Source organism: Pseudonocardia sp. TMWB2A (genome assembly GCF_017312135.1).
Map to the genome: position 1 here is coordinate 6208457 of NZ_QKQY01000002.1, position 20716 is coordinate 6229172.

General features: G+C 74.0%; 17 protein-coding genes. 6 read left to right on the forward strand and 11 right to left on the reverse strand.

What is annotated here, in order from left to right; all coding sequences use genetic code 11:
* Nucleotides 1–38: 38 nt before the first annotated feature.
* The 7 genes from DMP17_RS43590 to metG form a co-directional block, all read right to left on the reverse strand.
* Nucleotides 39–1841 (reverse strand): ABC-F family ATP-binding cassette domain-containing protein, encoded by a 1803-nt coding sequence (locus DMP17_RS43590; protein WP_226355143.1) that lies wholly within the window; start codon nt 1839–1841, stop codon nt 39–41.
* Nucleotides 1842–1864: 23 nt separating this feature from the next.
* A complete protein-coding gene (locus DMP17_RS43595) occupies nt 1865–2854 on the reverse strand; it encodes a 4-(cytidine 5'-diphospho)-2-C-methyl-D-erythritol kinase (RefSeq protein ID WP_062400202.1) in 990 nt (329 codons plus the stop codon).
* Nucleotides 2855–3536: 682 nt separating this feature from the next.
* A complete protein-coding gene (locus tag DMP17_RS43600; protein WP_337832542.1) occupies nt 3537–5057 on the reverse strand; it encodes a DHA2 family efflux MFS transporter permease subunit in 1521 nt (506 codons plus the stop codon).
* A 34-nt stretch (nt 5058–5091) separates the two neighbouring features.
* Entirely contained in the window at nt 5092–5964 is an 873-nt protein-coding gene (gene rsmA / locus DMP17_RS43605; protein ID WP_226356639.1) for a 16S rRNA (adenine(1518)-N(6)/adenine(1519)-N(6))-dimethyltransferase RsmA, read from the reverse strand.
* A gap of 127 nt (nt 5965–6091) precedes the next feature.
* Nucleotides 6092–6991, reverse strand: a complete 900-nt coding sequence (locus DMP17_RS43610) for a resuscitation-promoting factor (protein ID WP_308253074.1) — start codon at nt 6989–6991, stop codon at nt 6092–6094.
* A gap of 265 nt (nt 6992–7256) precedes the next feature.
* Entirely contained in the window at nt 7257–8090 is an 834-nt protein-coding gene (locus DMP17_RS43615) for a TatD family hydrolase (protein ID WP_226355141.1), read from the reverse strand.
* The gene (gene metG, locus DMP17_RS43620) at nt 8087–9877 is read right to left on the reverse strand and encodes a methionine--tRNA ligase (protein WP_226355140.1); all 1791 of its coding nucleotides are present in this window, start codon (nt 9875–9877) and stop codon (nt 8087–8089) included. The genes DMP17_RS43615 and metG overlap by 4 nt, the downstream gene beginning before the upstream one ends.
* 113 nt (nt 9878–9990) lie before the next feature.
* Between metG and DMP17_RS43625 the strand changes: the two genes are divergently transcribed.
* Nucleotides 9991–10554, forward strand: coding sequence for a TetR/AcrR family transcriptional regulator (locus tag DMP17_RS43625; protein WP_337832543.1), 564 nt, complete (start codon nt 9991–9993; stop codon nt 10552–10554).
* A gap of 6 nt (nt 10555–10560) precedes the next feature.
* On the opposite strand, the gene DMP17_RS43630 is transcribed toward DMP17_RS43625, so the two are convergent.
* Both DMP17_RS43630 and zwf read right to left on the reverse strand, forming a co-directional pair.
* A complete protein-coding gene (locus tag DMP17_RS43630; protein ID WP_226355138.1) occupies nt 10561–12390 on the reverse strand; it encodes a glycoside hydrolase family 15 protein in 1830 nt (609 codons plus the stop codon).
* Entirely contained in the window at nt 12387–13796 is a 1410-nt protein-coding gene (gene zwf, locus DMP17_RS43635) for a glucose-6-phosphate dehydrogenase (RefSeq protein WP_226355137.1), read from the reverse strand. The genes DMP17_RS43630 and zwf overlap by 4 nt, the downstream gene beginning before the upstream one ends.
* 95 nt (nt 13797–13891) lie before the next feature.
* Here zwf and DMP17_RS43640 point away from each other — a divergent pair, with 95 nt between their 5' ends.
* Both DMP17_RS43640 and DMP17_RS43645 read left to right on the forward strand, forming a co-directional pair.
* Entirely contained in the window at nt 13892–14374 is a 483-nt protein-coding gene (locus DMP17_RS43640) for a cation:proton antiporter regulatory subunit (RefSeq protein WP_073577611.1), read from the forward strand.
* A gap of 16 nt (nt 14375–14390) precedes the next feature.
* Nucleotides 14391–15566 (forward strand): cation:proton antiporter, encoded by a 1176-nt coding sequence (locus DMP17_RS43645; RefSeq protein WP_337832544.1) that lies wholly within the window; start codon nt 14391–14393, stop codon nt 15564–15566.
* A 106-nt stretch (nt 15567–15672) separates the two neighbouring features.
* Here DMP17_RS43645 and rsmI read toward each other — a convergent pair whose 3' ends face one another.
* Complete coding sequence (rsmI, locus tag DMP17_RS43650) at nt 15673–16548, reverse strand: 16S rRNA (cytidine(1402)-2'-O)-methyltransferase (RefSeq protein WP_337832545.1); 876 nt, start codon at nt 16546–16548, stop codon at nt 15673–15675.
* 25 nt (nt 16549–16573) lie between these two features.
* Here rsmI and DMP17_RS43655 point away from each other — a divergent pair, with 25 nt between their 5' ends.
* The 3 genes from DMP17_RS43655 to DMP17_RS43665 all read left to right on the forward strand — a co-directional run bounded on the left by DMP17_RS43655 (nt 16574) and on the right by DMP17_RS43665 (nt 19750).
* Complete coding sequence (locus tag DMP17_RS43655; protein WP_226355134.1) at nt 16574–18169, forward strand: dolichyl-phosphate-mannose--protein mannosyltransferase; 1596 nt, start codon at nt 16574–16576, stop codon at nt 18167–18169.
* 61 nt (nt 18170–18230) lie between these two features.
* A complete protein-coding gene (locus DMP17_RS43660; RefSeq protein WP_226367279.1) occupies nt 18231–18791 on the forward strand; it encodes a copper resistance CopC family protein in 561 nt (186 codons plus the stop codon).
* Nucleotides 18716–19750, forward strand: coding sequence for a CopD family protein (locus tag DMP17_RS43665; protein WP_337832546.1), 1035 nt, complete (start codon nt 18716–18718; stop codon nt 19748–19750). Before DMP17_RS43660 ends, DMP17_RS43665 begins: the two co-directional genes overlap by 76 nt.
* A 4-nt stretch (nt 19751–19754) precedes the next feature.
* Here DMP17_RS43665 and DMP17_RS43670 read toward each other — a convergent pair whose 3' ends face one another.
* Nucleotides 19755–20705 (reverse strand): ABC transporter substrate-binding protein, encoded by a 951-nt coding sequence (locus DMP17_RS43670; RefSeq protein ID WP_226367281.1) that lies wholly within the window; start codon nt 20703–20705, stop codon nt 19755–19757.
* Nucleotides 20706–20716 lie beyond the last annotated feature (11 nt).

Consider the following 20716-nt stretch of genomic DNA (forward strand, 5'->3'; position numbering starts at 1 on the left):
TTACCCGGGGTCTCTCCTACCTGGGTAGGAGAGACCCCTCATCCCTCGGCGCGCTCGGCGGCCTCGAGCCACTCCAGCTCGACGCTCTCGCGCTCGGCGACGACGGCCTTCAGCTCCCGGTCCAGCTCCATCAGCCGGCCGGGCTCGGTGGCGGCCTCGGCGAGCCGGGCGTGCAGCTTCTCCTCCTGCGCGGTGAGCTGCCCCATCCGTCGTTCCAGGCGCTGGGCGTCCTTGCGGGCGGCCCGCTGCTCCGCGGCGCTCGCCTTCGGCCCGGCCGCCTGTGCGACGGGCGCCCCGGCCGGTACCGGAGCGGTCGGGGCGGCCCCGGCGGGGCCGTGGCCGGTGGCGGCACGGCGGGTCAGGTACTCGCCGATCCCGCCGGGCAGGTGGGTGAGGTGCCCGTCGCCGAACAGGGCGACGACCTGGTCGCAGACCCGCTCGGTGAGGTACCGGTCGTGGCTGACGACCACCAGGGTGCCCGGCCAGCCGTCGAGGAGGTCCTCGAGCCCGGCGAGGGTGTCGACGTCCAGGTCGTTGGTGGGCTCGTCGAGCAGCAGGACGTTCGGCTCGTCCATCAGCAGCCGGGTCAGCTGCAGTCGCCTGCGCTCGCCACCGGACAGGCGTCCGACCGGGGTCCACTGGCGGGCCGCGGGGAACCCGAGCCGCTCCAGCACCTGCGACGCGGTCATCTCCTGCTTGCCGAACCGCACGTACTTGGCGACGGCCTCGGTGGCCTCCAGCACGCGCATCTCGGCGGGCAGGTCGACGAGCTCCTGCGACAGCTGCGCCATCTTCACCGTGCTGCCCTGGACGCGCTTGCCCGAGTCGAGCGCGCGTTCCCCGGACAGGGCACGCAGCAGCGTCGTCTTGCCGGAGCCGTTGATCCCGACGATGCCGACCCGGTCGCCCGGGCCGAGCCGCCAGGTCACGCCGTCGAGCAGGGTGCGCCCGGCGACGGAGACGGTCGCGTCCTCCAGCTCCAGCACGGTGCGCCCGAGCCGGTTGGTCGCGAACGCCATCAGCTCGACGGTGTCGCGCGGCGCGGGCACGTCGGCGATCAGGGCCTCCGCGGCCTCGATCCGGTAGCGGGGCTTCGAGGTCCGGGCGGGCGGGCCGCGGCGCAGCCAGGCCAGCTCCTTGCGGGCCAGGTTGCGGCGGCGCTGCTCGGCGGCGTCGGCCTGCCTGCCGCGCTCGGCGCGGGCGTAAACCCAGTCGGCGTAGCCGCCGGTGTAGGACTCGACGCGCCCGTTCGCGACCTCCCAGGTCCGGGTGCAGACGGTGTCGAGGAACCAGCGGTCGTGGGTGACGACGACGAGTGCGATCCGCCGCGCCGTCAGGTGCGTCGCGAGCCAGCCGATGCCCTCGACGTCGAGGTGGTTGGTGGGCTCGTCGAGGACGACGAGGTCGAGCTCCCCGATCAGCGCCGCGGCCAGCGCGACCCGGCGCTTCTCGCCGCCGGACAGGCCGTCGGTGGGCCGCTCGATGTCGGAGATGGCGAGCCCGTCGAGGACGTCGCGGACCCGGGCGTCGGCGGCCCACTCGTGGTCGGCGCCGTACTCGGCGAGGACGATGTCGCGCACCGTCGACCCGGCCGGGAAGCGGTCGTGCTGCACGAGGTGCGCCATCCGCAGGCCACCGAGGCGGCTGACCCGGCCGCCCTCGACAGGGCGGTCGCCGGTGATCACGTCGAGCAGGGTCGACTTCCCGCCGCCGTTGAGGCCGACGACGCCGATCCGGTCGCCGCGCTCGACGCCGAGCGAGACGCCGTCGAGCAGGACGCGGGAGGCGTCACCGGGCACATGCGCGGTGACGTTCTCCAGGTTGAGCAGGTTCTCGGGCAACTACGTCTCCACCGTCGGGAAGGTCAGGCACGGACCGGGGGCCACGAGCCGGAGCTCGAGGGACCGCCGCGGTCGGGGGGGTGGTCGCCGCCGGTCTCGGAGGTGTCGACGATGCGGGCGCCGCCGGCCGGGCCGTGGGCGACCCGCACCGTCCGGCACACCCCCATGCCGGCGAGCTCGGTCGCGACCTCGACGGCGGAGTCGGCGTCCGCGCAGAGGAACGCGCACGTCGGCCCGGACCCGGACACCAGCCCGGCGAGCGCGCCGGAGTTGACCCCGGCACGCAGGGTGCGGCGCAGGTCCGGGGCCATCGAGACGGCGGCGACCTGCAGGTCGTTGCCCAGGTTGAGCGCGAGCCGGCGCGGGTCCCCGGAGGACAGCGCCTCCAGGACGGGTTCGACCGGTCGCTCGGCGATCGGGCCGTCGCCGCGCAGCCGGTCCAGCTCGGAGAACACCGCGGGTGTGGACAGTCCACCGCGGGCCAGCGCGATCACCCAGTGCAGCCGGTGCCGGGCGAGCACGGGGATGATCTTCTCGCCACGGCCGGTGCCGAGCGCGGTCCCGCCGTGCAGACCGAAGGTGACGTCCGATCCGAGCTCGGCGGCCAGTTCGGACAGCTCGTCGCGGCCCAGCTCCAGCCGCCACAGCGACGACAGCGCGACGAGCGTGCCCGCCGCGTCCGCGGAGCCGCCCGCCATGCCGCCCGCGACCGGGATGCCCTTGCGCAGGGTCACCCGCACGTCCGGGGCGCGCCCGGCCTTCTCCGCGAGCAGCTCGACCGCCCGCCAGGCCAGGTTGGTGGCGTCCAGCGGCACCTCGGCGACGCCGTCGCCGTGCACCTCCAGCGCGGGCTCCTGCGCCTGCTCGACGGAGATCTCGTCGAACAGGCTGACGGCGTGGAACACCGTGACGAGGTCGTGGAAGCCGTCCGGCCGCACCCCGCCCACGGCGAGGTGCAGGTTGATCTTCGCGGGAACCCGGACGGTGACCGGTCGCGGCACGGCGGACAGCACCGCTCAACCCTACGGGCAGCGCGGGACGGGCCGCCGCCGCCCGGCATCCGGGGTGGCCGGGCTCACCGGGCCGGCCGGGCTGCCCGGTCCACCCGCACTGCCCGGTCCGGCCGCACTGCCCGGCGGCCCGACCTCGGCCGATCCGACCCAGCCGATCCGACCCCGGCCGATCCGACCCCGACGGCGCGGCACCGGGTGACGCGGCAGGGCGATCAGCCCGGTCGCGGGCACCCGTCCCCCGACGAACTCGCTTACCCGGTAAGCGAATTCGGAGAACCGGCACCCACGCGGGCCGATGGGCAGGACGGCGCTGCCTGTGGGACGGCTACCGGCAGCCCCGCCCCACACCGCCCGACACCGCCCCCCACCCGACACCGCCCGATCTACCACCGTCGGCACCGGGATCGTCCCCACCGACACCGTCTCTCCGGCGAATTCGCTTACCGGGTAAGCGAATTGGCACAACAGGCATCCGCGGCCGCCGGCGCGGACCGCCCGAGGCGGATCGCCCGGCGCGGATCCCACACGGTGCAGACCTCACGGGTGCAGACCTCACGGCGCAGACCTCACGACCAGACGGTCTGGGCGGCACGGCGGAGCGCCGAGGACCGCCGCCTGACCGATCCCCCGGCCCATCGCCGACGCCCGCTCCCGGAGGAGACGCCCCCTCCCGGAGGAGTCGCTACCGGGTGAGTGACTCCGCGGAGCCGGTGCGCTCCGCGGCCGCGCGGCGCTCCACCAGGTGGCGCGGCGTCGCGAAGCAGGCGACGGCCACGAACCCGATCACCAGCACGGCCGCGGGCAGCAGCATCGACTGGGCCATCGCCGTCGCGAAGGGGTCGCGCAGCGCCTCGGGCAGCGGGCCGCCGGTCGCGGCGACCTCCGGGGAGCCGCCGGTCGCCGACGCGCCCGGGACGAGTGCGGCGATCCGCGACTCCATGAGCACCGCGATGCCCGCGCTGCCGAGCACCGCGCCGACCTGACGGGTCGTGTTGTAGACGCCCGACCCGGATCCGGCCTGGTCCATCGGCAGGTTGCGGGTGGCGCTGGTGGAGATCGGCGCCCAGACGCAGGAGTTGGAGATGCCGAGCAGGGTGAGCGGCAGCAGCAGCTGCCAGACCGGGGTGTCCGGGCCCATCACCCACGCCAGCCAGGCCAGCGCGATGACGAACGTCGACATCCCGAAGCCGCCGATCAGCCGCGGGTGCACGCGGTCGGTCAGCCGCCCGGTGTACGGGGCGAGCGCGCCGGAGAAGATCGCCAGTGGTGCGAGCAGCAGTGCGGCCTGGGTCGGGGTGAAGCCGCGCACGCTCTGCGCGTAGATCATCAGCGGGAAGCCCTGCGCGGTGATCGCGAAGCCGACGGTGCAGATCGCGATGTTGGCCAGCGAGAAGTTGCGGTCCCGGAACAGGCGCAGCGTGACCAGCGGCTCGCTGGTGGTGACCCGCTGCCACCACACGAACGCGACCAGCACGACGACGCCGCTGCCGATCAGCGCCCAGATCCCGGCGCTCCAGCCGAACTTCTGGCCCTCCTGGATGCCGAAGACCAGCAGGAACATGCCCGCAGCGGACAGCACCACGCCGACGATGTCGAACCGGCGACGCGAGGTCTCGAGCGAGGGCACCAGCCGCCAGGCGGCGACGAAGGCGATCACCCCGACCGGGACGTTCACGAAGAAGATCCACTCCCAGCCGAGGCCGCCGACGAGGAGCCCGCCGACGATCGGCCCGGTGAGCGTCGCGACGCCGGCGACGGCGCCCCACAGGCTCATCGCGCGCCCGCGCTGGGCCGCCGGGAAGGTCCGGGTGATGACGGCCATGGTCTGCGGCGTCATCATCGCGGCGCCGAAGCCCTGGGCGACCCGCGCGACGATCAGGGCGCCGACGGTCGTCGTGAGCCCGCACCACAGCGAGGCCAGGGTGAACACTGCGAGCCCGCACAGGTAGACGCGCTTGGGCCCGAACCGGTCCCCCAGCCGCCCGGTGACCAACAGCGGGACGACGTAGGCGAGCAGGTAGGCGCTGGTCACCCAGACCACGGAGTTGACGTCGGCGTCCAGCGAGGTCAGCAGCGCGGGCGTCGCGACGGTGACGATCGTGGCGTCGACCAGGATCATGAAGAACCCGATCACCAGCGCCCACAGCGCGGGCCACGGGTTCGTCCCGTCGGCGCTGACCACCTGTTCCCTCGACCGCGTCACCACGCCATCATGCGCCGCCCCCGGCACGGTCCGGTCAGGCGGGAGGGGGCCCCGCCGGGCGGTTCCGGGCGATCCGGGCGAAGTCGGACACCGCCAGGGTCTCGGCGCGGGCGGTGGGGTCGACCCCCGCGGCGCGCAGGGCCTGTTCGGCCGCCGCGGCCGAGCCGGCCCAGCCCGACAGGGCTCCCCGCAGCACCTTGCGGCGCTGGGCGAAGGCCGCGTCGACGACCGCGAAGGTCGCCGCCCGGTCGGCGTCGGCGGGCGGGTCGTGCCGGGTGAACGCCAGCAGCCCGGAGTCGACGCCGGGGACCGGCCAGAACACCGCGCGCGGCACCGGCCCGGCGCGGCGGGCGGCGGCGTACCAGGCGAGCTTGGCGCTGGGGGCGCCGTACTCGCGCGAGCCGGGTCCGGCGGCGAGCCGGTCGGCGACCTCGGCCTGCACCATGACCAGCCCGGTCCGCAGCGACGGCAGCTCGGCGAGCAGGTGCAGGATCACCGGCACCGCGACGTTGTAGGGCAGGTTCGCGACGATCGCGGTGGGCGGCGCCGCACCGGGCCCGGCGTCGGTCGCGAGCCGGTCCGCGCCGACCCGCATGGCGTCGGCACCGGTCACGGTGAGGCGCCCGGCCAGCTCGGGGGCGCGCTCGGCGACGGTGTCGGGAAGCAGCCCGGCCAGCACCGGGTCGATCTCGACGACGTGCACCCGGGCCGCGACCGGCAGCAGCGCCAGGGTGAGCGAGCCGAGACCGGGGCCGACCTCGAGGACGACGTCGTCGCCGTCGACGCCGGCGGACTTCACGATCCGGCGGACGGTGTTGGCGTCGTGGACGAAGTTCTGGCCGAGCTTCTTGGTGGGGCGCAGACCGAGCCGCTCGGCCAGGACCCGGACGTCGGCCGGGCCCAGCAGGCGGGCGGTGGCGGTGGTCCGGCTCCCGTCGCCGTCGGCGTCGATGCTCCGGCTCCGGCCGCCGTCGGTCCCGTGGTCGCTCACGGCACCATTCTCGCCGGGCACCCCGGGCGGGGTGCGTGCGGGATCAGCTCAGGCCGAGCTTGGAGGAGCAGGACGGCCAGGCGCTGTAGCCGCCGCGGTCGTCCTTGACCTTCTCGGCGACCGCGATCTGCTCCTCGCGGGAGGCCTGGTCCGCGGTCGGGGCGTACTGCCCGCCGCCGTAGGCCTGCCAGGTCTGCTTGTTGAACTGCAGCCCGCCCTGGTAGCCGTTGCCGGTGTTGATGTTCCAGTCGCCGCCGGACTCGCACTTGGCCAGCTTGTCCCAGGTCGCGCCGTTGGAGACGGCGGGCGCCGAGGACTTCGCCTTCGCGATGATCTCCTCGACCTTCTTCTTGGTGCCGACCTTCACCACGCGCGGGGTGGCCGGGGTGTCCTGACCGGCGCCGACGCGCTCGCGGGCGACCTCGCGGCCCTGGTCGTAGGTGACCCGCCAGATGATGCTGCGGGCGCCCTCGCGGCCCGGGTCGACGACGGTGCGGGTGCCCTCGTCGAGCGACGGGTCCTGCACCTCCTGCTCCGGCACCGGGAGCTTCTGCGACTCGACGATCTGGGCGTTTACGATGTCCGAGCCGGTGGTCGGGGCGGCGACCGGGGCGAACGAGGCGGGCGAGGAGGCCCGGTCGAGGCTCATCGACGCCGTGCCGAGGTCGGTGGCGTTCGCGGCGAGCCCGGCCTGGAGCTCCTGGGCGGGCTGCTCGGCCGGGGCGGTGAGCACCGCGGCGGCGAGGCCACCGGTCGGGACCGAGAACAGCGCGGCCGCGGCGGCGGTCCGGACCCCGGCCCGGGAGCGGGCACCGGCGGTGCGGTGACGGCCCTCGTAGGTGACGTACCCGGCCTCGTCGCCGGCGAGACCGGCGGGCGCGATGACGGGGAGCGGTCGCGTGAGCTCGTCGTCGGCGAGCGGTGCGGCGTGACGCGAAGACATGACTTCCCGGGGGCTCGGCTGTCCGGGAAGGAGCCATGACCTGCGGGAACGACGACCGGCGCGGTGCCGGGGAGCGGAACCGTCGCTGGGGAGCGGACCGGTCGTCGTCCCGCGGGTCGGGGGAGCGACCCCGTCCCGGCGGGTACGACGAGGGACGTTAGCGGACCGTGACCCGGCGCAGCGTTTCCGACGCGCGCGTGGCGACGAGCGGACGGTGATCGACGGTGAGTGACGACAACCCCGCCACTCGTCACGGCGGACGGCGTCAATCGGTTGTGCGCAGCCGGAAGATCCGTTCGGCGTTGCGGCGGGCCGTCTCGGCGACCAGGGCTTCGGACTCCCCGCGGGTCGCGGCGATCCCCCGCACGGTCCACGGCAGCACGTAAGGCTCGTTGGCCCGGCCGCGGTGCGGGTGCGGGGTGAGGAACGGCGCGTCGGTCTCCACGAGGTACTGCCCGGCGGGCACCAGCGCCGCGGCGGCGCGCAGCTCGTCGTTCTTCGTGAAGGTGACCGGGCCGGCGAAGGACAGGACGTACCCGGCGTCGGCGCACTCCCGGGCCATCGCGGCGTCGCCGGAGAAGCAGTGGAAGACCACGGTGTCCGGGGCGCCCTCCTCGCGGAGGATGCGCAGGACGTCGTCGTGGGCGTCCCGGTCGTGGATCATCAGCGGCTTGCCGGTGCGCTTGGCCAGCCCGATGTGCCAGCGGAACGCGTCCTGCTGCGCGGCGGGCGGGCTGTGGTCCCAGTAGTAGTCCAGGCCGGTCTCGCCGATCGACACGACGCGGTCGTCGGCGGCCAGCCGCTCGATCTCGGCGAGGTCGGCGGCCGGCACCCGTGCCGTCCGGGTGGGGTGCAGCGCGACGGCCGCCCACACCCGGTCGTCGGCGTGCGCGGCGCGCACGGCGAACCGGGCGCCGTCGAGGTCGTCGGCGATGGTGACCGCACCGACGACGCCGACCGCCGCCGCCCGGTCCATCGCGGCGACGACGTCGGCGTCGGTCTCGCAGCCGCACGCGTCGAGGTGGGTGTGGCTGTCGATCGTCGGCGCGGCGAGCGGCTCCGGCGGCTCGGGGCGCGGCCGGCGGCCGTGTCCGCTCACTTCTGGACCGGGGCCCACTCCGGCCCGGTCTCCCCCAGCTCGGGCGCGAGCTTGGCGATGATCGGCGACGGCTTGGCCAGCGGTCGCCCCACCTCGATCGGCGTCGACCCCCAGTGGGCCTGCTCGGCGGCGTAGTCGCCGGTGAGGACCGGGTAGGCGGGGCCGTCGCCGAGGTCGTCGACGGTCGTCTTCTCCGGCTGCGCGGCCCACACCCCGGTGCCGCCGAGCGCCTCGTGCACCTTCTGCGCGGCGTGCGGCAGGAACGGGGTGAGCAGGGTGTTGGCGTCCTGCACGACCTGCAGCGCGGTGTGCAGGATCGTGTCCCGGCGCTCCGGGTCGTCCTTGCGCTTCCACGGCTCCTGGTCGGACAGGTACCGGTTCGCGGCGGTGACCACTCGCATCGCCTCACCCGCGGCCTGCTTGAACCGGTTCCGCGCGAGCAGCCCGCCGACGGTGTCGAACCCGGCCCGCGAGTACGCGAGCAGCTCGGCGTCGGCCTGCTGCGGCGCCGTCGGCGTCGGGATCGCGCCCACGTTCTTGTGGGCCATCGAGATGGACCGGTTGACCAGGTTGCCCCACTCGTTGGCCAGCTCGAAGTTGACCCGGCGGACGAACTCGTCCCAGGTGAAGTCGACGTCCTGGTTCTCCGGCCCGGCGACGGCGATGTGGTAGCGCAGCGCGTCCGGCCCGAACTCGCGCAGGAAGTCCCCGACGTAGATGACGGTGCCGCGGCTGGTCGAGAACTTCGACCCGCTCATCGTCAGGTACTCCGAGGACACGACCTCGCTGGGCAGGTCGAGCGTCCCGTACGGGCCGGGCTCGCCGCCGCGGTCGCCCGCGCCGTTCTGCCCGAGCAGGATCGCCGGCCACATCACCGAGTGGAAGGTGATGTTGTCCTTGCCCATGAAGTAGAAGGCCTCGGCGGCCGGGTCGGTCCACCACTGCTTCCACGCGTCCGGGTCCGGGCCGCGACGGGCCCATTCCACCGAGGCGGACAGGTAGCCGATGACGGCGTCGAACCAGACGTAGATCTTCTTGAGCGGGTTGTCCGACCAGACGTCGAGCGGGACGGGCACGCCCCACTCCAGGTCCCGGGTGATGGCGCGCGGCTTGAGGTTCTCCACCAGGTTGGCGGAGAACTTGAGCACGTTGGGGCGCCAGTCGGTGCGGGTCGACAGCCAGCTCCCGAGCGCCTCGGAGAAGGCGGGCAGGTCGAGGAAGAAGTGCTCGGTCTCGACGAACTTCGGCGTCTCCCCGTTGATCCGCGAGCGCGGGTTCTTGAGGTCGGCCGGGTCGAGCTGGTTGCCGCAGTTGTCGCACTGGTCGCCGCGGGCGCCGTCGTAGCCGCAGATCGGGCAGGTGCCCTCGATGTAGCGGTCGGGCAGGGTGCGGCCGGTGGACGGGCTGATCGCGCCCAGCTGCGTCTTCGGGACGACGTAGCCGTTCTTGTACAGCGCGGTGAACATGTCCTGCACGACGCGGTAGTGGTTCGACGTCGTGGTCCGGGTGAACAGGTCGTAACTCAGCCCGAGACCCTGCAGGTCGTCGGTGATCACGCCGTTGTACTTGTCGGCGAGCTGGCGCGGGGTCAGTCCCTCGGCGTCGGCCTGGACCTGGATCGGGGTGCCGTGCTCGTCGGTGCCGGACACCATCAGCACCCGGTCCCCCGCCATCCGCCGGTACCGGGCGAACACGTCGGAGGGCACACCGAAGCCGGACACGTGGCCGATGTGCCGGGGGCCGTTGGCGTAGGGCCACGCCACGGCGGTCAGCACGGCTTTGCTCATGCCCTCCAGCGTATTCACCGTCGCCATCACGTTCTGCGGCGGCACATCACCAAAGATGGGGATAGCTCCCGGAGATGGGTGTCGTTCCCCCTACTGGTGTCATAGTGGCGCCCATGGACCGGGGTGAACGGGACCGCGAGGCCCTCCTCGACGCGGCCCTGCAGCAGTGGGCGGACGGCGGCTGGCCCGCCATCGACCCCTTCTCGGCCGCGGAACGGGCCGGGCTGCCCGCGACCGGGGCCGACGAGTTCGGCTCCGGTGTCGAGCTGGGCTGCGCGGTGTTCGACCACATCGTCGACGAGCGCGCCGCCACGACGATGGCCGCGGTCCAGGCCGCCGCCGCGAACCCGGCGGCCCGGATCCGGGCCGCGCTGACCGCCTGGTTCGACGACGTCGCCGCCGACCCGCGACGCGTCGTCGTGCTGGTCGACGCGATCGGCTGCCCCGAGCTCGTCGCACGCCGCCGCAGCGCCAACCGCGGCTTCGCCGAGCTGATGGTCAGCGGCGCCGTCGACAACCGGATCGAGCCCGACGACCTGCGCGTCGCCGGGCACTTCTGCCTCGGCGGGATGGGCGAGATCGTGCTGGCCTGGCTGGACCCGGAGAGCCCCGTGACCCGGGAGCAGGCCCTGGGCCACGGGGTCCGGCTCTACGAGTCCTGCCTGTTCACCCGCTGAGCGGCCTCATCCCAGCGCCCGGTCCAGGTTGATCGCGGAGCTGATCAGCGACAGGTGGGTGAAGGCCTGCGGGAAGTTGCCCAGCTGCTCCCCGGTCAGGCCGATCTCCTCGGCGTAGAGACCCAGGTGGTTGCCGTAGGAGAACATCTTCTCCAGCGCGATCCGTGCCTGTTCCAGGCGTCCGGCCCTGGTCATCGCCTCGACGTTCCAGAACGAGCACATCGAGAAAGTGCCCTCCTCGCCGTCGAGACCGTCCGGCGAGTCCTCGACGTCGTAGCGGAACACCAGGGTGTCGACGACGAGGTCGTCGTTGATCGCGTCCAGGGTCGCCAGGAACCGCGGTTCGGTCGGCGCGCAGAACTTCACCATCGGCATGAGCAGCACCGAGGCGTCCAGCGTGGTCGCGCCGTAGCGCTGCACGAACGACCCGCGCGGCGGCACGTCGGGGTCCCAGCCGCGGTCCATGATCTGGTGGTAGATCTCGTCGCGGGTGGTGGTCCAGGCCCCGACGTCGCCGGGCAGCCCGCGCCGGCGCGCCATCCGGATCATCCGCTCGACCGCGACCCAGCACATGAGCCGGGAGAACACGTGGTCCTGGCGGCCCGCCCGGGTCTCCCAGATGCCCTCGTCCGGGGAGTCCCAGTGCTCGCGCAGCCAGTCGAGGATGGTGCAGAGGTTCGTCCAGTCCTCGTGGCCGACGCCGTCGCCGTACTTGTCGTACAGGTAGACCGAGTCGATGATCTCGCCGTAGATGTCGAGCTGGAGCTGCGACGACGCGCCGTTGCCGGCCAGCACCGGGCGCGAGCCGCGGTAGCCGTCGAGGTGGTCGAGCTCGACCTCGTCGGGGGTCTCGTCGCCGTCGATCGTGTACATGACGCGCAGCGGGCCCTGCGCCCCCTCCTGCCGTGTCCCGAACCGGCCCGACAGCCAGCCGATGAACGCGCCCGCCTCCTCGGTGAACCCGAGCCGCAGCAGCGCGTAGAGGGTGAACGCGGCGTCGCGCATCCAGACGTAGCGGTAGTCCCAGTTCCGCTCGCCGCCCAGCTGCTCGGGCAGCCCCATCGTCGGCGACGCGATCACCGCACCGGTCGGCTCGTGGGTGAGCAGCTTGAGGGTGAGCGCGGAACGGTGGACGCGCTCGCGCCACCGCCCGGTGTACGACGAGTGCGCCAGCCAGTCCTTCCAGAACGCGACGGTCCCGGTGAACAGGGCCTCCGCGGCGTCGTCGCAGGTGGTGGGCTCCCCGGTGGCGTCCACCTCCAGCACGAACACCTCGGTGCGCCCCTCGGCGGTACGGAACTCCGCGCCCGCGGCGTGGTCGGTGATCTCCAGCTCCACCGACGACGTCAGGTCCAGGGTGACACCGCTGCCGGTGAACCGGATGCCGGCGCCCGCGCTCTCGACCTTCGGGGTCTCCCGGGCGTAGTCGGGTCGCGGGACCACCTCGACGGTCATCGGCACCGCCCCGCGGACCCCGGTGACCCGGCGGACGAGCCGCTGGCGGTGGTCGGGGTCGTGCGGGCGCAGCACCACCATGAGGTCCTGCACCTCGACGATGCCGTCGGCGGTGAGGAAGCGGGTGATGAGGATGTTGGAGTCGGGGTAGTAGAACTGCTGCTGGCTGGCGAGCTCGGTCTCGTCGACGCACGGCGCGAGCCGCCAGTGCCCGCCGCGGTCGGCGTCGAGCAGCGAGGCGAACACGCTGGGCGCGTCGAACCGGCCCGGGCAGAACCAGTCGACGGTGCCGTCGGTCCCGACGAGTGCCGCGGAGCGCAGGTCGCCGATGATCCCGTGTTCGGCGATCGGGAGGTAGCGCTCGCTGCGCGAGGGGCTCACTCCGGCACCCGCCAGCCGCGCGGGCCGGGCAGGTCGAGCGCGTCCTGCGGGCCCCAGGACCCGTCGGAGTAGGTCTGCGTCCGCGGCGGGTCGGCGAGCACCGGGTCGCACAGCTCCCAGAGCCGCTCGACCTCCTCGGTGGTGGTGAACAGCGTGCGGTCGCCCTTCATGACGTCCAGGAGCAGCCGCTCGTAGGCCTCCAGGGCGTCGTCGGGGTCGCCGACGCTGTCGAGGTCCAGCCGCATCCGGCCGCGGCCGACCTTGAGCTCCGGGCCGGGGACCTTCGCGCGGACGTCGAGCTCGGCCGACACCTGGTCGGCCAGCTCGATGACGAGCTCGGTGGGCGGCCCGTCGTGGGCGTCGCCCGTGAACGACCCGCCCGGGAACATGGTCAGCGCCGGCTCGTCGAAGCCGATCGTCACGGTGCGCCGGGTCGCGCCCATCGCCTTGCCGGTGCGCAGGAAGAACGGGACGCCGAACCAGCGCCAGTTGTCGACGTAGGTCTCCAGCGCGACGAACGTCTCGGACTCCGAGTCGTCGGCGACGCCCTCCTCGTCGCGGTAGGAGGCGTACTGGCCGAACACCACCCGCGACGGGTCGAGCGGCCGGATCGAGTGGAACACCTTCGCCTTCTCCGCGTGCAGCGCGTCCGGCGCGATCGCGTACGGCGGCTCCAGGGCGACGAACCCGAGGATCTGGAACAGGTGCGTGGAGATCATGTCGCGGAACGTGCCGGTGGACTCCATGAACGACGCCCGGCCCTCGATCCCGATCTCCTCGGGGACGTCGATCTGCACGTAGCGGATGTTCTGGCGGTTCCACACCGGCTCGAACAGCCCGTTGGCGAAGCGCAGCGCGAGGATGTTCTGCACCGACTCCTTGCCGAGAAAGTGGTCGATGCGGAAGATGTCGGCCTCGTCGTAGACGTCCTTCAGGCCCGCGTTGAGCTCCTTCGCGGACTCCAGGTCGGTGCCGAACGGCTTCTCCAGCACCAGCCGGGAGCGCTCGGCGATGCCGGTCTCCCCCAGCATCGCGACCATCGGGGTCATCGCGGTCGGCGGCACGGAGAGGTAGACGAGCCGGCGCACGTCGTCGGAGCCGAGGTCCTTCTCCGCGCGCCGCACCGCGTCGGCGAGGTCGGCGCCGTCGTCGGCGTCGGAGACGACGAAGCTCAGCCGCGGCGCGAAGTCGTCCCAGCCGGTGTCGTCGGACAGGGCGCCGCGGATGCGGTCGCGGAACTCGTCGTCGGAGCCGGGCGAGTGCCGGCCGGACCCGATGACCCGGAAGTCCTCGGGGAGCAGACCCTCGTTCTGCAGGTGGAGCAGACCCGGGAAGAGCTTGCGCTTCGCCAGGTCGCCGGTGGCGCCGAACAGCACGATCACGTGCGGGGGCAGGTCCGAAGGCATGATCCCCGGCTACCCCCGGGCGGCCCCCGCCATTCGGCGGCGCCGGTCACGAGCGTGTTTCCGACGGCCGGTGTGCGCGGCGTACCGTTGCAGGGGTGAACGTCGACGTGACGCCGCTGCCCGGGATCGGGGTGCGGAAGGAGATCGAGCTGCGCAGCGGCCGCCGGGTCGGGGTCATCGCGCACCGCGACGGGAAGATCGACCTGATCCTCTCCCGTGCCGACGACCCGGACGCCTGCGTCGCGGAGCTGCCGCTGACCACCGAGGAGGCGGGCGCCCTGGCGAACCTGCTCGGCGCCCCGCAGCTGGTCAACCAGCTCAAGGACGAGCACGCGGACCTCCCGGGCATCACCACCCGCAAGATGCCGATCAAGCTCAACAGCCCGTTCGACGGCCGCCCGCTCGGCGACACCGCGCTGCGCACCCGCACCCAGGTGTCGGTGGTCGCGATCATGCGCGCGGGCCAGGTGATCCCGTCGCCGACGCCGGACCACGTGCTGGCCGCCGGGGACATCGTGATCGCCGTCGGGACGGCCGAGAAGCTGGAGCAGGCCGCCGACATCCTCGCGCGCGGCTGAGGCCGCCCCGGTAGTCGTGGACCACACCGCACTCGAACTGCTCGAACTCGGCGCCGTCTTCTTCGGGCTCGGCCTGCTCGGCAGGCTCGCCCAGCGGATCGGCCTGTCCCCCATCCCGCTCTACCTGCTCGGCGGCCTCGCGTTCGGCGCGGGCGGCGTCATCCCGCTGGGCGACATCGGCGACTTCACCTCGCTGGCCGGCGAGGTCGGCGTCGTCCTGCTGCTCCTGCTGCTCGGGCTCGAGTACTCCGCGGTCGAGCTGGTCACGGGGCTGCGCCGGTCCTGGACGGCCGGGATCGTGGACATCGTGCTCAACGCCGCGCCCGGCGTCGCCGTCGCGCTGATCCTGGGCTGGGGCGCGGTCGGGGCGATGGTGCTGGGCGGGGTCACCTACATCTCCTCCTCCGGGATCGTCGCGAAGGTGCTGTCGGACCTGGGCCGGCTCGGCAACCGGGAGACCCCGGTGGTGCTGTCGGTGCTGGTCTTCGAGGACCTGGTGATGGCGCTCTACCTGCCGATCCTCACGGCACTGCTGCTCGGCGTGACGCTGTGGGGCGGGATCAGTGCGGTCGCGGTGTCGCTCGCGGTGATCTCGGTGGTGCTGGTCGTGGCGCTGCGCTACGGCCGCTACGTCTCGGCCGTCGTCGACTCCGACGACCGCGAGGTGTTCCTGCTCAAGGTGCTCGGCGCCGCGCTGCTGGTCGCCGGGTTCGCCCAGGCCATGCAGGTGTCCGCCGCGGTGGGCGCGTTCCTGCTGGGCATCGCGATCTCCGGGTCGACCGCGGAGAACGCGACGAAGCTGCTGGAGCCGCTGCGGGACCTGTTCGCCGCGGTGTTCTTCGTGGTGTTCGGGCTGTCGACCGACCCGCGGGCCATCCCGCCGGTGCTCGGCTGGGCGCTGGTGCTCGCCGTGTCGACGGCCGCGACCAAGTACGCGACGGGCTGGTGGGCGGCGAAGCGCGCACGGATCGGGCGGATGGGCCGGGCCCGCGCCGGGGCCGCACTCGTCGCCCGCGGCGAGTTCTCGATCGTGATCGCCGGGCTGGCCGTCGGCTACGCGGCCGTCCCCGCCGAGCTGTCCGCGCTGGCCACGGCGTACGTGCTGATCATGGCGGTGCTGGGCCCGATCGCCGCCCGCTACGTCGAGCCGGTCATGCGGGCCCTGCCGACGCGCGCCCCCGCGACCGCCTGACCGCCCGGCCCGGCCCGCCCGGGCCCGGCCCGGCCCGCTGTCGCACCCCACCGGAGGCCGTCGCACCCGCCGCGACAGGTGCGGCGACCGCGCGCGGGGTGCGGCGTCAGTCCCGGGCGGCGAGGGTCGCGTTGTAGAGGTCGCGCTTGGGCACCCCGGCGGCCTCGGCCACGGCGGCGACGGCGTCCTTGAGACGCTCGCCGTCGTCGGTGCGCTCCCGGACGGCGTCGACCAGCGACTCCACCGGCGGCGCCTCCCGGGCCTCGGCGCCGGCCAGCACCACGGTCACCTCGCCGAGCACGTCGCCGGAGGTGGCCCAGGCGTGCAGCTCGCCCAGGGTGCCGCGCACGACCTGCTCGTGGGTCTTGGTCAGCTCCCGGCACACCGCGGCACGGCGGGACTCCCCCAGCACCGCGACGGCGTCGGCGAGGGTGTCCGCGGTCCGCCGCGGTGACTCGAAGAACACCACGGCGCGGCGCTCGTCGCGCAGGGTCTCCAGCCACCGGCGGCGCTCGCCGGAGCGGCGCGGCGGGAAGCCGTCGAAGCAGAACCGCTCGCACGGCAGGCCGGACAGGACCAGCGCCGTGGTCACCGCGGACGGGCCGGGCGCGCAGGTGACCGGGAGGTCCTCCGCGGCGGCCGCGGCGACGAGCCGGTAGCCCGGGTCGGACACGGCGGGCATGCCGGCGTCGGACACGACCAGCACGGTCGCGCCGTCGCGGACCGCGGACAGCAGGCCGGGCAGCCGCTCGGCCTCGACGGCGTCGTAGTGGCTGACGATGCGGCCGGTGTAGGTGACCGGAAGCGCCGCGGCGAGGGTCCGGAACCGGCGGGTGTCCTCGGCGGCGATGACGTCGGCGGTGGCGATGAGCTCCCGCAGCCGCGGCGAGGCGTCCCGCGGGTCGCCCAGCGGGGTCGCGGCCAGGACCAGGCGACCGGTCGTCGTGGCCGTGTCGGGCGTGGAGTCGGGGGCGGGAGTCACGTCGGCCAGCCTACGATCGGACGCGATGGCCACCACGAGCGCCGATGCCGGGAGCCGGGTCGCCGGAGCGGCACCCGAACCCGGTCTGACCCCGCGGGGCACCCCGCCACCGCTGCGCCGCGCCGATCCCGGCCCGGCCGCGCGGCTCGGCGCGCCGCCGCCGTCGGACCGGCTGCTGGGCTGGCTGGTCACCGCGGGCGTGGTGCTCGTCGCGGCGCTGCTGCGGTTCTACGACCTGGGCGAGCCCACCGACCGCGGCACGCCCGTGTTCGACGAGAAGCACTACGTCCCGCAGGCCTGGGACATGGTCCGCAACGGCGGGGTGGAGAGCAACCCCGGCTACGAGAAGATCGTCCACCCGCCGCTGGCGAAACAGCTGATCGCGCTGGGCCAGATGGTCTTCGGCTACGACGGCGTCGGCTGGCGGGTCTCGGCCGCGCTGGCCGGGGTGCTCACCGTGCTGCTCGTCGTGCGGGCCGGACGGCGCCTGACCCGCTCGACGGCGCTGGGCGGGCTCGCCGGGCTGCTGCTGTGCGCCGACGGGCTGTCGCACGTGCAGTCGCGGATGGGGATGCTCGACGTCTTCTCCGCGCTGTTCGTGGTGGGCGCGTTCGCCGCGCTGCTCGCCGACCGCGACGACGTCCGCGACCGGATGGCACGCGTCGTCGCGCAGGGGCGGGTCGGCGACACCGTGTGGGGCCCGCGCTGGGGGGTGCGCTGGTGGCGGCTGACCGCGGGCGTCTCGCTCGGCCTGGCGTGTGCGGTGAAGTGGAACGGCGTCTACTACATCGCCGCGTTCGGGCTGCTGTGCGTGCTGTGGGACGTCTCGGTGCGCCGCCGCGCCGGGGTCGCCCGGCCGTGGGTGGGGACGATGGTGCGCGACGTCGCCCCCGCGCTGTGGGCGCTCGTCCTGATCCCGGTGCTGACCTACGTCGGGTCCTGGTGGGCGTGGTTCGGCAGCGAGACCGGCATCGACCGCCACGAGGTGGGCCGGGAGATCGGCACCGGCGGGGCGTTCGCCTGGGTGCCCGACGCGCTGCGGTCGCTCTGGTACTACCACGGTCAGGTCCTGGCCTTCCACGAGAACCTGACGACCCAGTCCGCCGGGGCGCACCCGTGGGAGTCCAAGCCCTGGACCTGGCCGATGGGGCTGCGGCCGATGCTCTACCGCTACGCCGACGACGCGACCGGCTGCGGGGAGACCGACTGCGTCTCCGCGGTGATGCTGATCGGCACCCCGGCGCTGTGGTGGCCGGCGATCCCGGTGCTGCTCTGGGGGCTGTGGCGGGCGGTGACCCGGGTCGACTGGCGGTGGACGGCGGTGCTCGTCGGCTACGCCGCCGGGTTCGTCCCGTGGTTCTTCAACATCGACCGGCAGATGTACTTCTTCTACATGATGCCGGTGGTGCCGTTCCTGGTCCTGGCCGTCGTGCTGGCGATGGGGCAGATGCTGGGCCACTCGCGGATGAGCGCGCGCCGGCGCCGCAACGGGCTGCTCGTCGTCGCGACGTGGGTGGCGCTGATCGGGGTCAACTTCGTGTGGCTGTGGCCGATCCTGGTCGGCGACCCGATCACCGCGGCGCACTGGCAGGCCGAGCTGTGGCTGCCGTCCTGGCGCTGAGGAGCTGCTCCGTCCGGGTGACGTCCGGAACTCCGGCGGGCGGCGCGACGACCAATCCGGCGTGAGCCCCGTTCTCCGCCGCCTCGCGGTCGCCCTCCCCGCCGTGCTCCTCGCCCTCGTCGCCGGGGCCGCACCGGCCTGGGCGCACACCGAGCTCGAGTCCAGCAGTCCCGCCGCGAACTCGCAGGTCGGCACCGCGCCGACGTCGGTGTCGCTGACGTTCTCCGAGGACATCGCGGCCGCCGACGCCACCGTCGCGGTGACCGGCCCCGGCGGCACCGACTACGCGGCGGGTCCCGCCACCGGCGACGGCGACACCCTCACCGTGCCGCTGCGCCCGCTCGGTGCGGCCGGCGCGTACACGGTCACCTACCGGGTGGTCTCCGACGACGGCCACCCCGTCTCGGGCACGGTGCCGTTCACCCTGACCTCCCCCGGGCCGGGTGCGGCCGCGGCGACCTCCGCGGCGGCCGCGCCGTCCGCCGCACCCACCACAGCCCCGCAGACCACCCCCACCGCGTCCTCCGACGACGGAGGGGCGCCGGTGTGGCCGTGGATCGTGGTCGCCGTCGTCGTCATCGGGGCCGGGGTGGCGTTCGCGCTGCGCCGGTCGAAGGCCTGACGATCGACGACGCCCCGCCCGGGCACCGGGTCCGCGAGCCCGCGCCCGCGGTCGCCGGGTGGGTTGCGGTGCTGGTGGGGGCCGCGGTCGTCGTCGCCGGGGTCACCGGTGGCATCGGGCCGGACGGCGTCGCGCTCGACCTGGCCCAGACCGTCGTGCGGGCCGCGGCGGACCTGGCCGCGGTCGTCGCGGCGGGGGCGGCGCTGGTCGCGCTGCTCGCGCCCGGCCGGGTGCCCGGCGCCGACCGGGTCCTGACGACCGTCGCGCCGCTCTGGCTCGGGGTGCTGCTGGTCGAGACGTTCGTCCGGGGCGCGGTCGTGTCCGGGCGTGGGCTCGCCGACGTGCGTGGCCCGGACCTGCTGGAGTTCCTGACCGGTCCGCGTGCCGGGACCGGCCAGCTGGTGGCGCTGGCCGCGGTGCTCGTGCTGGTCGGTGTCGCCGGGTCGCGGCCGGCCCGGCCGGGTGCCGGTCCGGGGCCCGCGGTGCTGGCGCTGGTGGTGGTCGTCGTCGCTGCGGCGGCGCCCGCGGCGAGCGGGCACACCGCAGCGTCGACGGTCGCGGTGTACGCGGTGCCGGCGGTCGTCGCCCACGTCGCGGCGGCGCTGCTGTGGGTGGGCGGGCTCGGCGCGCTGCTGGTCACCGCCCGCGACGCCGACGTGCGCGCCGTCGCGGTGCCCCGGTTCTCCCGGCTCGCGCTCGCCGCCGTCGTCGTGCTGGGGGTGACCGGGCTGCTCGCCGCCACCGCGCGGCTGTCCTCGCCCACCGACCTGGTCACGACGGCCTACGGCGCGGTCGTCCTCACCAAGGTCGTGCTGCTGGCCTGCGCCGCCGCGCTGGGCGGCGCGACGCGGGCCCGGCTGCGCACCGGCCGGCTGCCGGTGCTGGTGTGGGCGGCGGTGGAGGTCCTCGTGCTGGTCGCGGCGACCGGGGTCGCCGCGACCCTGACCCACACCGCCTGAGCGGTCAGCGGGTCGTCGCGGCGGCGAGCTGCGGTTCCAGCTGGTCGATCGCGTAGAGCAGCGCGTCCGGGCCGCCGTAGGACAGCGCGCCGCCCAGGGGGTCCTTGAACGTCGTGTAGAGCGTGCGGCCCTCGCGGACGACGCCGAGGCGGGCGAACGGCACCGACGCCGTCATCTGCTGCTCGGTCGCGCCGTTGACGAACAGCACGTCGCGGTCGAGCAGGTCCAGCCGCTCCTCGCTCACGTCGCCGGAGTGCTCCTGCGTCCCGAAGCCGAGCGCGTCGAACAGCGCGCGCCGCGGGTCGCCGGCGGGGATCAGGTAGTGCCCGCCGTTCTCCGGACCGAAGTCCTCGACGAGCACCTTCCCGGCGAACGACGGGTGGGCGGCGCGGACCGCGGCGATCCGGTCGCGGACCTGGGCGGCGCGCTGCTCGGCGAGGTCCTCCCGGCCGATGGCCTTCCCCGTGGTGAGCAGTTGCACGTCCCACGGGGTCTTCTCCGGCGGGTACGCCGCGGACTGCACGACGGTCGGGGCGATCGCGGACAGCTTGCGGTACATGTCCTCGTCGATGTCCTCGTAGATCGCGATGATCACGTCCGGCCTGCTCGCGGCGACGGCCTCCAGGTCGATGCCGTCCTCACCGGACTGCGGGACCTCGGCGCCCTTCGTCACGGCCTGCACCCACGGGAAGCCCCAGTAGGCGTCGAACCAGGAGCGGGTCATGACGGGGACGACCCCGAGCCCCAGCACGAAGTCCTGGTCGTTCCAGCCGACCGTCGCGACCCGCTCGACCTGCGCCGGGACCGTCGTGGTGCCGTAGCGGTGCTCGATCGTCGCCCCGGTGGGTGCCGCGGCGGGCGCGGGAGCCCCACCGCACCCCGCCAGGACGACGACGGCCAGCGCCGTCGCGATCAGTCCGACCAGTCGTGCCCGCACCATCGTCGCCACCTCCACGGCGGCGTCCT